Origin of the sequence: Terrimesophilobacter mesophilus (genome assembly GCF_014200375.1) — a bacterium.
Taxonomy (GTDB): domain Bacteria; phylum Actinomycetota; class Actinomycetes; order Actinomycetales; family Microbacteriaceae; genus Terrimesophilobacter; species Terrimesophilobacter mesophilus.
The window spans coordinates 25,597-40,459 of the sequence record NZ_JACHBP010000001.1 but is presented as its reverse complement, the minus strand read 5'-3'; the positions used below and the strand labels follow the sequence as shown (position 1 = coordinate 40,459).

Sequence of the window (14,863 nt, the reverse complement as noted above, 5' to 3'; positions counted from 1 at the left end):
GATGAGCGAATCCGTCAACCTCCCGGCACTCGGAGAGAGTGTCACCGAAGGAACGGTGACCCGTTGGTTGAAGAAGGTCGGCGACCGCGTCGAAGTCGACGAACCGCTGGTCGAGGTATCGACCGACAAGGTCGACACCGAGATCCCCTCCCCCGTCGCCGGCGTCCTCGAGGCGATCCTGGTCCAGGAGGACGAGACCGTCGAGGTCGGAACACCACTCGCAACCGTCGGAGACGGATCGGGAAGCGCGCCCGCTCCCGAGGCGCCCGTTGCAGAGGTCGCGCCGGCTCCCGAAGAGGTCGCGCCGGCAGAGGCAGCGACGGCGACGGCCGCTCCAGCCGAGCCGGCACCCGCCGCACCCGCCGCCGCACCGGCGGAAGCTGCGCCGGTTCCCGCTGCCCCGGCAGCCCCAGAGCCTCCCGCGGCGCCGGCACCAGCGCCCGCTGCTGAGCCCGAGCCGGTCCCTGCTCCCGAGCCGGCCCCTGCCGCCGAGCCGGTCCCTGCTGCCGCGGCACCAGCTGCTCCTGCCGAGCCTGCACCGGCTGCTCCGCCCGCTCCTGCAGCCCCGGCTGCGCCCGCGCACGCAGCACCGGCTCCCGCAGCACCGGCCGCAGTGCCCGCCGAGGACTCTGCATCCGCCGCACCCAACGCGAACGCGGGCTACGTGACCCCACTGGTGCGCAAACTCGCAAACGAGAGCGGGATCGATCTCTCGACCATCAACGGGTCGGGCATCGGAGGCCGCATCCGCAAGCAGGATGTCCTCTCCGCGGCATCCGGCACTGCAGCATCCGGTGCTGCGCCGGCCAAGGCGGCCGCCCGCACGAGCCTCGAAACCTCTCCGTTGCGCGGCACGACGGTTCCCATGTCTCGATTGCGGAAGGTCGTCGCTGAGCGCGCCGTCGTGTCGATGCAGTCATCGGCACAACTCACCACCGTCGTGGAAGTCGACGTGACGGCCGTCTCCTCGTTCCGGGACGAGGTCAAGGCACGGTTCCAGGAGAAGACCGGCCACAAGCTGACCTTCCTCCCGTTCTTCACCCTGGCCGCCGCCGAGGCGCTCAAGGCGTACCCGATCATCAACGCGACGATCGACGGTGAGAACATCGTCTACCCCGGCCAGGAGAACATCTCCATCGCTGTGGACACCGAGCGCGGCCTCCTCACCCCGGTGATCCGCAATGCCGGCGACCTCAACATCGCGGGGATCGCCGGAGAGATCGCGGACCTGGCCGATCGCACGAGGAACAACCAGTTGAAGCCGGACGAGCTCGCGGGAGGAACCTTCACGGTGACCAACACCGGCTCGCGCGGCGCACTGTTCGATACGCCCGTCGTGTTCCTGCCGCAATCGGCGATCCTCGGAACCGGAGTCGTGACGAAGAAGCCCGTCGTCGTGACCGACAACGGCCTCGATGCGATCGCCATTCGTTCGATGGCGTTCCTCGTCCTGTCCTACGATCACCGCATCGTTGATGGTGCGGATGCCGCCCGATTCCTGGTGGCCGTCAAGGAGCGTCTCGAAGCCGGAGACTTCCAGGCGGATCTCGGAATCTAGCCCGCGGGCCCTCCGGTCGCGAGGACGTCGCGGATGCGCCACTCCCCGTCGATCCGGATGAGGAGAACCGAGAAGCCGGACGGGGTGCCCGTCGCGTCTGTGCCCGTCGAGTCTGTGACCGTCACGGCCAGGAGCACGCTGTCGCCGAGACGCTCCACGACCTTTGCAGTCAATCGGTCGGATGTCGTCGGCGACGACTCCGCCTGCAACGAGTGCGGAGGCACGCCCGTCGAACCTTCCGCGACCCCACCCGCCTGAAGCAGACGGATCTGCGCGGCATCCGCACTCATGGCCGCTGACCCCTGCTGATCGACAGCATCGAGGCAGAGGACCGACAATGCGCTGAAACAGCCGGCGCGCGCGTCCAGGAGCGCGATCGCGGCGAGCGCGGGGTCGTCGCCACCGATGGCGGCGGACACTGCGGGGCCCAGGGCAGCGGGCGTCGCCGTCGTCTCGACCGGCACCGCGACGGGCGGGTCGTCCCGGCCGGAGGCACCGGGCGGCAGCACGGCCGTGACTGCCACGACGACGACAGCGACCAGGCCCGCGACGATCCACACCGCTTTCCGGACGGGCCGCAGCACCTCCCCGACCCTGGCCTTGACCGTCGCAATCGGGCCGCGCTCGAGGAGTGCGCCCATCCACCGCATCAACGAATTCGCCGCGTCGTCCGGCAGGTGCAGCAGTGACGCCAGCTCGGTGGACGCCAGCCCAGTGGTCGCCGGGTCGGTGGTCGCCGGGTCGGTGGCCGCGGGGTCGGTGGCCGGCAGCGGCGCCACGGGCTCCGCGGCGGGCCGGCCCATCCCGCCGATGCGCTCCGGGATGCTGCCGGGACCGGCGCGACTCTCCAACTCGCGATGACCACGCAGGAGGCCCAGGCGAACGGGAGTGGGATCCGCGCTCGAGTACAGCCGTTCGACCAACTCCTCGGCAAAGTCGTGCCCGTCGCGCGGAGAGCAAGACGAGAGCCACCGGGAGAGTTCTTCGTCGCGTGTCGCCGTCGCTGTGCAGATCGAGACAAGGCCGGCGAGGTCGTGCGCCACGGAGGACTCCACCGCCATCCGCGCCGGGGGAAGACTCGCACCGCTGTCCGCGGGAAAGTCTCCGAAGAGGATCGCCCTTCCGAGGCCGGCGAGCACGGCAGCCCCTGAATCGTCGAACAGTACGGCGGACGCCCTCAGCGCCCCATGGGCTACACCGACGCGATGCAGTTCGGCGACAGCGCGCACCAGGGGGACAAGAATCGTGACGGCCTCCCCCGGGGTGGGCGCCGACCGCGCGAGCAACCCCGCGAGACTCAGTGAGGAGAGCCGCTGGAGTACGAGGCACGGATTCCCGCCCGGCCCCATGGCGAGATCCTCGAGCCTGAGGATGTGGCGGTGCGATGCGCGCCCGAGGGCTTCGATCTCCGCGTCGATTCGCGCGCCGTCCGCCTCGGCGCGATACACCTTCACCGCGACGGTCTCCGCGCCATCGCTTCCCAGCCATACTTCGCTGTTCGCGCCGGCGCCCAGTCTCCGAACAAGCCGATAGCCGCCGAGTGATTCCACGACCACATCCTGAGGCGTTCCCGATGCGGTGCCTGCGTTTCGATCGGCGGCGGTGCCGAACGACGACGGGGAGCGCCGGTGCAGGAGTGGAGCCGGTATCGTTGGAGTCATGGCACGAACCAGCACAGCAAAGCCGAAGGCCCTCAAGGTGGCCAAGGAACCCGGTCGACTCAAGCAGATGTACCAGGTCTTCCAGATGACCCGGCGCTACGACTCGACGGCGATCTGGTGGATGGCGCTCGGCTTCGCACTTCCTGTGCTCGTCGGCATCCTTCTCGGCATCATCCTCTCCGGCGACAATGTGCCCGGCATCATCCTCTGGGTGGTCGCCGGCGTGCTCGGTGGTCTCCTCGCGTTCCTGGTGATCCTCGGCCGCAAGGCGGAGCGCGCGGCATACTCGCAGATCGAGGGACAACCGGGCGCGGTCGGAGCGGTCTTGAAGAGCTCTCTGCCGCGAGGCTGGACCGGAAGCGAGATGCCCATCGCCATCAGCCCGAAGACCCAGGATGCCGTGTACCGCGCGGTCGGCAAGGGCGGCGTCGTGCTCATCGGCGAGGGTCCGGCATCCCGCACGCACAAGATGGTCGACGATGAGCGCCGCAAGATCTCCCGCATCCTTCCGAACGTTCCCGTGAACGTGCTCCAGGTGGGCCCGGATGAGGATGCGATTCCGCTGCACAAGCTGGCGCGGCGGCTCGGGCGCTTCAAGAAGGTGCTCAACAAGGCCGAGATCTACGCCGTCAGCAACCGCGTGAGCTCCCTGCACAAGGGACCGAACCTGCCGATCCCCAAGGGCATCGACCCGATGAAGGCCCGCGCCCAGCGACGCGCCTGAACGCGCGTGCACGCGGCGCTAGCGGACGACGAGGACCGTTCCTGCGGCTTTGTCGTGCAGGCCGCGCTGGTCGCGGTCCCAGATGAGCGCCGGGATGACGAGGCACAGGAGGAGCGTCCGCAGGATGGGGCGCCACGCGCCGATCCAGCCGCCCTTCAGCGGGACGACCCGCATCCGGAACACCACGTGCCCGATGCTTCCGCTCACGAACGCGATGAACACGATCTGGGTGACGGCGAAGATCCCGAGCGTCGCGAACCCGTCGTATTGGAAGAACGCCACGGACACGAGAACGCTCAGCCCCCAGTCGACCGCGAGTGCCCCGATCCGGCGTCCGGGCCGTCCGATCGATCGCGCACCGCTGTCCGGAAGTCCCAGTCGTTCGCCGGGCCAGCGCTGCTCGGCGGGGGGCAGGGCAGGATTCGCGGCGGACACGCTTCGATCCTATGCGAGCCGCTCTTCACACCTCGAAACATGGGCGAAACACTCGTGATACCGTCACGAAATTGGCGGCGCGTAGAGTCCCACTGGTTGCACGCGCCAACCACCGACCGTAACGAGGCCAAGGAGACCTTCCATGTTCAGTGATCCATCCGAAGTCCTGGCGTTCATCAAGGACACCGACGTCAAATTCCTGGATGTGCGATTCACCGATCTCCCGGGGGTGCAGCAGCACTTCAACATCCCTGCGGCCTCCGTCGACGACGAATTCTTCACCGTGGGTCAGCTCTTCGACGGCTCCTCGATCCGCGGGTTCGCGTCCATCCACGAGTCCGACATGCAGCTGATCCCGGATGTGACGACGGCGTTCGTCGACCCGTTCCGCGCCGAGCGCACCCTGGTCATGCTCTTCGACATCTACAACCCCCGCAACGGCGAGATCTACAGCCGGGATCCGCGCCAGGTGGCTCGCAAGGCCGAGAAGTACCTGAGCTCGACGGGTATCGCGGATACGGCGTTCTTCGCCCCTGAGGCAGAGTTCTACATCTTCGATGACGTTCGCTACGAGGTGAAGCAGAACGCGAGCTTTTTCGCGGTCGACTCTGAAGAGGGCGCCTGGAACACCGGACGGATCGAAGAGGGCGGAAACCTCGGCAACAAGACGCCGTTCAAGGGCGGCTACTTCCCGGTGAGCCCCGTCGACAAACAGGCGGACCTGCGCGACGACATCAGCCTCAAGCTCATCGACGCCGGACTCATCCTCGAACGCGCCCACCACGAGGTCGGCTCCGGTGGCCAGGCGGAGATCAACTACCGCTTCGACACGATGGTGCACGCCGCCGACGACATCCTGAAGTTCAAGTACATCGTCAAGAACACGGCAGAACTGTGGGGCAAGACGGCCACCTTCATGCCGAAACCGCTCTTCGGCGACAACGGCTCGGGGATGCACACGCACCAGTCGCTCTGGAACGACGGCAAGCCGCTGTTCTACGACGAGAGCGGATACGGCGGACTCTCCGATCTCGCTCGCTGGTACATCGGAGGGCTGCTCAAGCACGCCCCGGCGGTGCTCGCGTTCACGAACCCGACTATCAACAGCTATCGCAGGCTCGTCAAGGGCTACGAGGCCCCCATCAACCTCGTGTACTCGGCCGGCAACAGGTCTGCGGCCATCCGGATCCCGATCACCGGAACGAACCCGAAGGCGAAGCGCATCGAGTTCCGCTGCCCTGATGCATCCGGCAACCCCTATCTCGGTTTCGCCGCTCAGCTCATGGCGGGGCTCGACGGTATCCGCAACAAGATCGAGCCGCTAGACCCGATCGACAAGGACCTCTACGAGCTGCCGCCAGAGGAGGCCAAGAACATCCCGCAACTCCCGGTGACGCTCGACGCCGTGCTGCTGGCCCTCGAGGCCGACCACGACTTCCTGCTCGAGGGGGGCGTCTTCACGCAGGACCTCATCGACACCTGGATCGCCTACAAGCGCGAGAAGGAACTCGCCCCGATGTCGCTGCGCCCGCACCCGTACGAGTACGAGTTGTACTACGGGGTGTGACCGGTCTTTCCGTAGAAACGCTCCTCGAAGACCTTGCGGGCGCGCCGCGTGACGCGCAGATAGTCGTCCTCCAGTCGGCTCGCTGAGCCGGGCGGATAACCCATGAGCCGGGCAACGCCGTCGAGCTGTGCGCGGTCGTTCGGCAGCACATCAGTCGTCTTCGACGTCCAGAGCGTGAGGGCCGATCGCGTGCGCGAGGCGAAGATCCACGCTTCGCGCAGCATCCGGGCCTCGGATGCCGTGAGCAGGTCAGACTCCTGGGCGACGGCGAGCGCGTCGAGTGTCGACGTCGTGCGCAGCCCCTCGATCGCGGCACCATGCCTCAGCTGCAGCAGCTGCACGAGCCACTCGACGTCGCTGAGGGAGCCGCGCCCGAGCTTCAGGTGACGCGAAGGCTCCGCACCCTGGGGCAGGCGCTCCGATTCCACCCTCGCCTTGATGCGCTTGACCTCGCGAAGGTCCGAGTCCGAAATGGATGCCGGGTATCGCACCCCATCGGCCAGGCTCTGGAAGCCCGTGATGAGCGTCTCGTCCCCGGCCACCCCGTGCGCTCGCAGGAGAGCCTGCGCCTCCCAGGTGAGCGACCAGCGGGCGTAGTAGGCGGAGTAGGAATCCAGGGAACGCGCCACCGGACCGTTCTTGCCCTCCGGCCTGAGATCGATGTCGAGCTCGAGCGGGACCTGCACGTCCTCGGTGAGCGCGTTCAGGTCGGCGACGAGGCGCTCAGCCGCCTTCTGGGCCGCCTCCCCGTCACCCTCCGGGGCCCGGTAGACGTAGATCACATCGGCGTCGGACCCGAATCCGAGTTCCTGCCCGCCGAACCGCCCCATGCCGATGACGGCAAACTCCATCCCGGCGGGGATCTCGTCCTGCCGCCGGCGGCGGGCGATCGCCAGCGCCGTGCGGATGGTCGAGGTGGTCACGTCGGTCAGCGCCCGGCCGAGCTGCTGCACGCTGACCAGTCCGAGGATGCTCGCAAGGGCCAGGCGCAGGATCTCGCGTCGACGCGCGGTCCGCACCGCCTGCGCTGCGGCATCCGGGTCGTCGGAGTGGCGCGCGATGATCGCCTCGCCCTCCTCGAGCAGGACCCCGATCGGGCGCGGGGCGAGATCGTCGTCATCCTCCAGCCAGGCGACGGACTCCGGGATCTTCTCGAACAGGTCGCCCACGAATCGTGAGCCGGAGAGCACCTGGGTGAGCCGATGAGCGGCACCCGACGAATCGCGCAGCATCCGAAGGTACCAGTGGGACTCCCCCAGTGCGTCGCTCAATCGCCGGAACACCAGCAGGCCGTGATCCGGATCGGTGCCCTCCGCGAACCACTGCAGCAGGATCGGCAGCAGGTTGCGTTGGATGGTCGCCCTGCGGGAGAGGCCCGCAGTGAGGGCGCCGATGTGCCGCAGCGCGCCGTCGGGGTCTGTGAAGCCGATGGCCGCCAGGCGGGCGGAAGCCTGCTCGCTCGTGAGCGCGAACCCCTCCTCAGGAAGGCCTGCAACGGCGGACAGCAGCGGGCGGTAGAACAGCCGCTCGTGCAGTGTCCGCACCTCCGTCTTGACCGCCTGCCACTGGTCGAGCAGATCGGCTGCGCTCGATGCGAGGCCACTGCCCCTCGCGAGTACGCGCAACGCGCCCTCGTCCCGGGGCATGAGGTGCGATCGCTTGAGCGTCGACAGCTGGATGCGGTGTTCGAGCAGTCGCAGGAACCGGTAATCACGCGCGAACGTCGCGGCCTCCTCACGCCCGATGTAGCCGCGCTCGGCCAGGGCAACGAGGGCGGGAAGGGTGCCGGCCTGGCGCACTCCGTCATCGACCTGCCCGTGGACCAGCTGCAGCAACTGGATGGTGAACTCCACATCCCTCAATCCGCCGCGGCCGAGCTTCAACTGCACGTCCCGCTCATCCGGCGGGATGTGTTCCGTGACGCGCTCGCGCATGTGCTGCACGGACTCGACGAAGTTGGCACGACCCGCACTCGTCCAGACGAGCGGGGAGATCGCCGCAACATAGCGATCGCCCAGTTCCCGGTCGCCGGCGAGCGGCCGGGCCTTGAGTAGCGCCTGGAACTCCCACGCCTTCGCCCACCGGTCGTAGTAGGCGAGGTGGGAGTCGAGCGTGCGCACGAGGGCGCCGTCCTTCCCCTCCGGGCGAAGGTTCGCATCCACCTCCCACAGCTCGGGTTCGGACGACGGGCCCTGGATGGCCCGAGCGAGCTCGATCGCCAACCGGGTGCCGATCTCGAGAGCGCGCTGTGGTGACAGGCTCGCGTCGGCATCCAGGACGTAGATGACGTCGACGTCGCTCAGGTAGTTGAGCTCGTGTGCACCCGCCTTACCCATCCCGATGACGCTCAACCGCGTTGCCTCGACTTCCCGCTCCGCGAACGGCACGTGCCGACGTGCGAGCTCGAGCGCGGCGTCGATGACGGCGGCCGCGAGGTCGGAGAGGCATCCGGCGACCGCCTCCACCCCGGACAGCTGGTCGATCTGCTCCAGGTCGAACGCGGCGATGCGGGCCAGGATGCTGCGATAGCGAACCCGCAGCGCGACGATGGCGTCGTCCACGCCGTTCGCCGACGGTCCGGTGGCACGGGACAGCGCGTCCTCCACCGCGCTCACGAGCGAGCTCCGCATCGTCTCGAGCGGCGGCAAGCCCGTCAGGGGGTCGGCGAGGGATTCCAGTTCCGACGGCCGGCGCCGGAAGAACTCCCCCAGCCCCGCGGATGCCCCGAGCACGCGGATGAGCCGCTGCGCGGCATCCGGCGTCGAGAGCGCCCGGGCCAGTTGATCCGGCGACTGGTCTCGAAGGTGAACGAGATAGTTGAGAGCCTGGTCCGGGTTCGCACTCGCGGCGAAGAGCCCGACGAGCGACGGGTCGAATGCGGCGAGCTTCGCACCCGCGGCGGCGAGTTCCGAGAAACCGAGCCTCGCGAGTTCAGTGAGCGACGCGCGCCCATCCGAAGACAAGGACCGGGCCATGCGCTCTAGAGCATCTCCAGGTTGCTGTCGAGCTCGAACGGTGTGACCTGGGAGCGGTAGGCGTTCCATTCCCGCTGTTTGTTGAGCAGCACGTAGTTGAACACCTGCTCGCCGAGCGTCTCGGCCACGAGCTCCGAGCCCTCCATGATCGACGTCGCATGGTCGAGGCTCGCCGGCAATGCACTGTAGCCGAGGGCCTTGCGCTCGGAGTCGGTGAGATTCCAGACGTTGTCCTCGGCCTCTGCCGGGAGGTCGTAACCCTCCTCGATGCCCTTGAGCCCTGCTGCGAGCATGAGCGAGTATGCGAGGTAGGGGTTGGCCGCCGAATCGATCGCGCGGTACTCGACGCGGGAGCTCTGTCCTTTGCTGGGCTTGTAAAGAGGAACGCGGATGAGCGCCGACCGGTTGTTGTGGCCCCAGCACACGAAGCTCGGCGCCTCCCCGCCGCCCCACAGTCGCTTGTAGGAGTTCACGAACTGGTTCGTGACGGCGGTGATCTCCGGTGCGTGCCTCAGGAGCCCCGCGATGAACTGGCGACCCACCTTCGACAACTGGTATTGGGCACCGGCTTCGAAGAATGCATTGGTGTCCCCCTCGAAGAGTGACATGTGCGTGTGCATGCCAGAGCCCGGATGCTCGGAGAACGGCTTAGGCATGAACGTCGCGTAGACGCCCTGCTCGATGGCCACCTCCTTGACGACGGTGCGGAACGTCATGACGTTGTCGGCGGTCGTGAGTCCATCCGCATAGCGCAGGTCGATCTCGTTCTGCCCCGGGCCGCCCTCGTGGTGGCTGAACTCGACGGAGATGCCGAGGTCTTCGAGCATCCTCACCGAACGGCGGCGGAAGTCGTGCGCAGTCCCGCCCGGCACATTGTCGAAGTACCCTGCGGAGTCGACCGGAACGGGCCGCCCCTTGTCGTCGAGCTTCGAACTCGTCAGCAGGTAGAACTCGATCTCCGGATGCGTGTAGAACGTGAATCCGCGATCGGCGGCCTTGGCGAGCGTGCGCTTCAGGACGTTTCGCGGATCGGCGACGGCCGGCTCGCCATCCGGGGTCCTGATGTCGCAGAACATCCTCGCTGTCGGGTCGATCTCCCCCCGCCAGGGGAGGATCTGGAACGTCGCGGGGTCCGGATGCAGCAGAACGTCCGCCTCGTAGAGCCGCGTGAGTCCCTCGATGGCCGAGCCGTCGATGCCCACGCCCTCCGCGAACGCGCCCTCCACCTCCGCCGGCGCGATGGCGACGGATTTGAGGGTTCCCACGACATCCGTGAACCACAGTCTCACGAACTTGACGCCGCGCTCTTCGATGGTGCGCAGAACGAAGTCACGCTGCTTGTCCATGAGCTCCTCTCCCGTCACAGGGGCGAACGACCGTTTCCGGCCCGACTATCAGGCTAGTGGCTAGACTCGCTGCATGACTGATCCTGCAGCGGTTGCCGCCCAGGCGAATCTGAAGAAGGTGCGTACCCGGCACTTCCAGTCCGCCAAGGAGAACGGAATCAAGATCACCGGCCTCACGAGCTACGACCAGCTGAGCGCCGCGATCTTCGACAAGGCGGGGATCGATTTCCTGCTCGTCGGAGACTCTGCGGGCAACAACGTTCTGGGTTTCGACACGACGCTTCCCGTGACGATCGACGAGCTCATTCCCCTGACCCGTGCCGTGGCCGGCGCCGTGTCCCGCGCATTCGTCGTCGCCGACATGCCGTTCGGTTCCTATGAGAGCGGCCCTGAGGAGGCCCTCCACACCGCGTTCCGATTCATGAAGGAGACGCACGCGCACGCCGTGAAGCTCGAGGGAGGGGCGCGCAGCGCAGAGCAGATCCGTCGCATCGTCTCCGCCGGAATCCCCGTCATGGCGCACATCGGATTCACACCCCAGAGCGAGCACGGATTGGGCGGACATATAATTCAGGGACGCGGCGAAGGGCTCCAGCAGCTTCTCGCCGACGCGCACGCCGTCGAAGATGCCGGTGCGTTCTCCGTGGTGCTGGAGATGGTTCCGGCATCGGCCGCCGCACAGGTGACCAGAGAGTTGCGCATTCCGACGATCGGTGTTGGCGCTGGTCCGGATGTCGATGGCCAGCTCATGGTCTGGACAGACTGGGCCGGATTCACCACGGGTCGGATCCCGAAGTTCGTGAAGCAGTACGCGAACCTCTCGGGGATCCTCTCGGATGCCGTCGACGCCTACCGGGCGGACGTTGCGAACGGGGCCTACCCGGCCCCTGAGCACAACTACGAGTAACGCAGCAGCCGTTCGGCGCCATCCGCGCCAGGTTCCAGCAGTGCGCGCTCTGGTTTCGAGGGAAAGAGCATCGTGCATCCGTCCACATCCACCGTCCTGTCCGATGCCTACGACGCGGCCGTCGCGCGCGGCCCCATGGAGTCCGAGTTCCACCAGGCCGTGAGCGAGGTCCTGGAGTCGATCGCCCCGGTGGTCGCGGGGCATCCGGAATACGTCGAGGCCGGCATCCTGGAGCGCCTGGTCGAACCGGAACGTCAGATCATGTTCCGCGTCCCGTGGGTGGACGACGATGGCGCTGCTCGCGTCAACCGCGGATACCGCGTGCAGTTCAACTCCGCGCTCGGACCGTTCAAGGGCGGACTGCGGTTCCACCCGAGTGTGAACCTCAGCATCATGAAGTTCCTCGGATTCGAGCAGGTCTTCAAGAACGCGCTCACCGGTCAGGGGATCGGCGGAGCGAAGGGCGGAAGCGACTTCGACCCGCACGGTCGATCGGACGCAGAGGTCATGCGGTTCTGCCAGAGCTTCATGACGGAGCTCTACCGCCACATCGGCGACCAGACGGATGTCCCGGCCGGCGACATCGGCGTCGGCGGCCGAGAGATCGGCTATCTGTTCGGGCAGTACCGGAGGATGACGAATGCGCACCAGTCCGGCGTCCTGACCGGGAAGGGCATCGGCTGGGGCGGCGCGCAGGTGCGCACGGAGGCGACCGGTTACGGGGCCGTGTACTTCCTGCAGGAGATGCTCGACGTGCGCGGGGACAGCGTGGAGGGCAAGACCGCGATCGTCTCCGGGTCGGGGAATGTCGCGATCTACGCGATCGAGAAGCTGCAGCAGCTCGGAGCGAAGCCGATCACGGCATCCGACTCATCGGGTTTCATCGTCGACGAGGCCGGCATCGACCTCGACCTGCTCAAAGAGCTCAAGGAGGCCGGCCGCGAGCGGATCTCCGCGTACGCCCGTCGCCGCCCGAGCGCCAGGTTCGTCAGCTCTGGACGCGTGTGGGAGGTGCCTGGCCAGCTGGTCATCCCGTGCGCCACCCAGAATGAACTCGGTTCGGATGACGCAGCGGCGCTCGTTCGCCATGGTGTCATCGCCGTCGCGGAGGGCGCCAACATGCCGTGCACGCCGGATGCTGTCGAAGCGTTCGCCCAGGCCGGCGTCCTGTTCGCTCCCGGCAAGGCCGCCAACGCAGGAGGAGTCGCGGTCTCGGCACTCGAGATGGCGCAGAATGCCGCTCGTGAGCACTGGAGCTTCGAGGAGAGCGAGCTGAGGCTGCGCGGGATCATGGCGGACATCCACGCGGCCGCCTTCGCTGCGGCCGAGCGCTACGGGCATCCGGGCGACTACGTCGTCGGAGCCAACGCTGCCGGTTTCGTGCGGGTGGCCGACGCGATGCTCGCCCAGGGGCTCGTGTAGCTGGCCACTCCCTTGATGACGCGCGCTCCTCAGGGAGCGGTCACAGCCGATCAGTCGTCGGCGGCGTCCTCCTCGGCCCAGCGACGGGCACGCTCATCGACGATCTGCCAGGCGCGGGCGGCATCCTCACGCGTCTCGAAGGGGCCGAGCCGATCGAGCGCGAGGGATTGCGGGCCCTCCTCGACTTCGTTCGTCCTCGTGTTGAACCACCACTCGGTCATCGGTACCTCCTCGGCAGCCTAAAATCGATCCTATGCCCAGGGATTCCAGCGGACACCTCATCCCCGGACGACTCTCACCTCATCGACAGGTGCCAACCGACATCCCACGTCCGGAGTACGTGGGCAGGGCAGAGCCGACACTCTCGGGTAACGATGTGTACGACGAGGAGCAGATCGACCGCATCCGCGAATCGGGCCGCATCGCTGCGAGAGCGATCGACGCTGTCGCGGAGGCCATCCGTCCGGGTGTCACAACCGACGAGCTCGACCGCATCGGCCACGAGTTCATCGTCGCCCACGGCGCGTATCCCTCTACGCTCGGATACCGCGGATTCCCCAAATCGCTGTGCTCCTCGATCAACGAGGTCGTCTGCCACGGCATCCCCGACGACACGGTGCTGCAGGACGGCGACATCATCAACATCGATATCACCGCGTACAAGGACGGCATGCACGGCGACACGAATCGCACCTTCCTGGTCGGAGACGTGGCCCCGGATGCCGCGGCGCTCGTCGAGCGCACCCGGGAGGCCCTGCGGCGCGGCATTCGGGCTGCAGCCGTCGGGCGGCAGGTCAACGTCATCGGCCGGGCCATCGAGTCCTACGCGAAGCGTTTCGGATACGGGGTCGTGCGCGACTTCACCGGTCACGGAGTCGGCGAGGCCTTCCACTCCGGCCTCGTCATCCCGCACTACGACACCGAGACGTTCACCGACGTCATCGAAGACGGCATGGTCTTCACGATCGAACCCATGCTCACGCTCGGAAGTGAGGACTGGGACCTCTGGGGCGACGACTGGACCGTCACCACGAAGGACAAGAGCATGACAGCGCAGTTCGAGCACACCATCGTCGTGAGGCAGAGTGGTACCGAGATCCTGACCTTGAGCGAAAGCGAAACCGCATGACAACGACTGCCGTCGGCATCGATATCGGAGGAACCGGCATCAAGGGAGCGATCGTGGATGTCGCCACCGGCGAGCTGCTCACCGACCGCAAGAAACTCGCGACACCCGACGGCGGCAAGCCGGACGACATTCTCGACACCGTGCTCGCACTCTTCGACGAACTGGGCGATGTGAGCGCCGACGCCCCGGTCGGCGTGTGCTTTCCGGCGATCATCCTGAACGGCCGCACGATGTCGGCGGCGAACGTCTCGAAGAAGTGGATCGGGCTCGAGGCGGAGAAGCTGTTCGAGCAGAAGCTCGGCAGGGACATCCACTTCGTCAACGACGCGGATGCCGCCGGCGTCGCCGAGGCCCGCTACGGTGCGGCGGTAGGGGCGAAGGGACTCACCATTCTCACCACGCTCGGGACGGGCATCGGGAGCGCCATGCTGTTCAATGGAGTGCTCATCCCGAACTCGGAACTCGGCCACCTCGAACTCGACGGGCACGACGCGGAACACCTCGCATCGACCTCGGCGAAGGAGAAGGACGACCTCAGCTGGACGGAGTGGGCGAAGCGGCTGCAGCGCTACTACGAGCATCTGGAATTCGTGTTCTCGCCCGATCTCCTCCTTGTCGGAGGCGGCATTTCCAAGAGCTCAGACGAATTCCTCCCCCTGCTGAAACTGCGAACGCCCATCAAACCGGCGATGCTGCGCAACAATGCCGGAATCGTCGGGGCTGCAGCGCTCGCGGTCGCCTAGCGGGGGGTGAATGGGCCGGCTGATACGCCGGGTTCTGTTCCGGTGCGTGAGCACCATCGACGGCCATCTCTCTCGGGACTGCGTTGCCGCAGCCCTCCAGCGATCCACCCGGGAACTCGGCGGGCAGCCTTGGCGTTCCCTGTTGATCTTGCTCCGGACGAGGTTTACCCAGCCGACCCGATCACTCGGGCCGCTGGTGGTCTCTTACACCACCGTTTCACCCTTACCCCTGGCCGAAGCCAGCGGCGGTCTGCTTTCTGTTGCACTTTCTCGCGGATTGCTCCGGGTGGGTGTTACCCACCGCCCTGCCCTGTGGAGCCCGGACGTTCCTCGGCGACTGTTGCCAATCGACGCGACCGTCTTGCCGACCCATTCGAGTGCGAGTATAGCCGGGTG

General features: G+C 67.0%; 12 protein-coding genes and 1 other RNA gene. 7 read left to right on the top strand and 6 right to left on the bottom strand.

Translation table 11 applies throughout. The features are described from left to right. The first annotated feature begins 1 nt into the window (after nt 1). A complete protein-coding gene (gene sucB, locus BKA04_RS00190) occupies nt 2–1,558 on the top strand; it encodes a 2-oxoglutarate dehydrogenase, E2 component, dihydrolipoamide succinyltransferase (RefSeq protein WP_104094607.1) in 1,557 nt (518 codons plus the stop codon). Here sucB and BKA04_RS00185 read toward each other — a convergent pair. Then, nucleotides 1,555–3,108, bottom strand: coding sequence for a protein kinase domain-containing protein (locus BKA04_RS00185; RefSeq protein ID WP_167309621.1), 1,554 nt, complete (start codon nt 3,106–3,108; stop codon nt 1,555–1,557). The genes sucB and BKA04_RS00185 overlap by 4 nt on opposite strands. Before the next feature lie 109 nt (nt 3,109–3,217). On the opposite strand from BKA04_RS00185, the gene BKA04_RS00180 reads away from it, so the two are divergent. After that, a complete protein-coding gene (locus tag BKA04_RS00180; RefSeq protein ID WP_104094605.1) occupies nt 3,218–3,943 on the top strand; it encodes a DUF4191 domain-containing protein in 726 nt (241 codons plus the stop codon). A gap of 18 nt (nt 3,944–3,961) precedes the next feature. Here BKA04_RS00180 and BKA04_RS00175 read toward each other — a convergent pair whose 3' ends face one another. Further along, the gene (locus tag BKA04_RS00175; RefSeq protein WP_104094604.1) at nt 3,962–4,378 is read right to left on the bottom strand and encodes an RDD family protein; all 417 of its coding nucleotides are present in this window, start codon (nt 4,376–4,378) and stop codon (nt 3,962–3,964) included. Nucleotides 4,379–4,520: 142 nt separating this feature from the next. On the opposite strand from BKA04_RS00175, the gene glnA reads away from it, so the two are divergent. After that, nucleotides 4,521–5,945 (top strand): type I glutamate--ammonia ligase, encoded by a 1,425-nt coding sequence (glnA, locus tag BKA04_RS00170; RefSeq protein ID WP_104094603.1) that lies wholly within the window; start codon nt 4,521–4,523, stop codon nt 5,943–5,945. Here glnA and BKA04_RS00165 read toward each other — a convergent pair. After that, on the bottom strand, nt 5,933–8,920 hold the full coding sequence (locus tag BKA04_RS00165; protein WP_104094602.1) for a bifunctional [glutamine synthetase] adenylyltransferase/[glutamine synthetase]-adenylyl-L-tyrosine phosphorylase: 2,988 nt from the start codon (nt 8,918–8,920) through the stop codon (nt 5,933–5,935). The two genes, glnA and BKA04_RS00165, sit on opposite strands and share 13 nt — an antisense overlap. A gap of 5 nt (nt 8,921–8,925) precedes the next feature. Continuing rightward, a complete protein-coding gene (locus tag BKA04_RS00160) occupies nt 8,926–10,266 on the bottom strand; it encodes a glutamine synthetase family protein (protein WP_104096533.1) in 1,341 nt (446 codons plus the stop codon). A gap of 73 nt (nt 10,267–10,339) precedes the next feature. On the opposite strand from BKA04_RS00160, the gene panB reads away from it, so the two are divergent. Together panB and gdhA are read left to right on the top strand one after the other, a co-directional pair. Continuing rightward, nucleotides 10,340–11,173, top strand: coding sequence for a 3-methyl-2-oxobutanoate hydroxymethyltransferase (panB, locus tag BKA04_RS00155; protein ID WP_104094601.1), 834 nt, complete (start codon nt 10,340–10,342; stop codon nt 11,171–11,173). Between the two features lie 72 nt (nt 11,174–11,245). Further along, nucleotides 11,246–12,595: an NADP-specific glutamate dehydrogenase gene (gene gdhA, locus BKA04_RS00150; RefSeq protein ID WP_408646420.1), complete on the top strand. Its 1,350-nt coding sequence runs from the start codon at nt 11,246–11,248 to the stop codon at nt 12,593–12,595. Nucleotides 12,596–12,645: 50 nt separating this feature from the next. On the opposite strand, the gene BKA04_RS00145 is transcribed toward gdhA, so the two are convergent. Then, a complete protein-coding gene (locus tag BKA04_RS00145) occupies nt 12,646–12,816 on the bottom strand; it encodes a methionine aminopeptidase (protein ID WP_104094599.1) in 171 nt (56 codons plus the stop codon). Nucleotides 12,817–12,848: 32 nt separating this feature from the next. Here BKA04_RS00145 and map point away from each other — a divergent pair, with 32 nt between their 5' ends. After that, nucleotides 12,849–13,724 carry a type I methionyl aminopeptidase gene (map, locus tag BKA04_RS00140; RefSeq protein ID WP_104094598.1) on the top strand — a complete coding sequence of 292 codons (876 nt, stop codon included), beginning with the start codon at nt 12,849–12,851 and terminating at the stop codon, nt 13,722–13,724. Beyond that, nucleotides 13,721–14,467 carry a polyphosphate--glucose phosphotransferase gene (gene ppgK / locus BKA04_RS00135; protein WP_104094597.1) on the top strand — a complete coding sequence of 249 codons (747 nt, stop codon included), beginning with the start codon at nt 13,721–13,723 and terminating at the stop codon, nt 14,465–14,467. The genes map and ppgK overlap by 4 nt, the downstream gene beginning before the upstream one ends. A 7-nt stretch (nt 14,468–14,474) precedes the next feature. On the opposite strand, the gene rnpB is transcribed toward ppgK, so the two are convergent. Next, an RNA gene (rnpB, locus tag BKA04_RS00130) (RNase P RNA component class A) lies at nt 14,475–14,839 on the bottom strand. Nucleotides 14,840–14,863 lie beyond the last annotated feature (24 nt).

Coding starts and splice junctions, on each gene's coding strand:
- panB (WP_104094601.1), top strand. CDS start 10,340: ATGACTGATCCTGCAGCGGTTGCCGCCCAGGCGAATCTGAAGAAGGTG.
- BKA04_RS00160 (WP_104096533.1), bottom strand. CDS start 10,266: ATGGACAAGCAGCGTGACTTCGTTCTGCGCACCATCGAAGAGCGCGGC.
- BKA04_RS00165 (WP_104094602.1), bottom strand. CDS start 8,920: ATGGCCCGGTCCTTGTCTTCGGATGGGCGCGCGTCGCTCACTGAACTC.
- BKA04_RS00180 (WP_104094605.1), top strand. CDS start 3,218: ATGGCACGAACCAGCACAGCAAAGCCGAAGGCCCTCAAGGTGGCCAAG.
- BKA04_RS00145 (WP_104094599.1), bottom strand. CDS start 12,816: ATGACCGAGTGGTGGTTCAACACGAGGACGAACGAAGTCGAGGAGGGC.
- ppgK (WP_104094597.1), top strand. CDS start 13,721: ATGACAACGACTGCCGTCGGCATCGATATCGGAGGAACCGGCATCAAG.
- sucB (WP_104094607.1), top strand. CDS start 2: ATGAGCGAATCCGTCAACCTCCCGGCACTCGGAGAGAGTGTCACCGAA.
- glnA (WP_104094603.1), top strand. CDS start 4,521: ATGTTCAGTGATCCATCCGAAGTCCTGGCGTTCATCAAGGACACCGAC.
- map (WP_104094598.1), top strand. CDS start 12,849: ATGCCCAGGGATTCCAGCGGACACCTCATCCCCGGACGACTCTCACCT.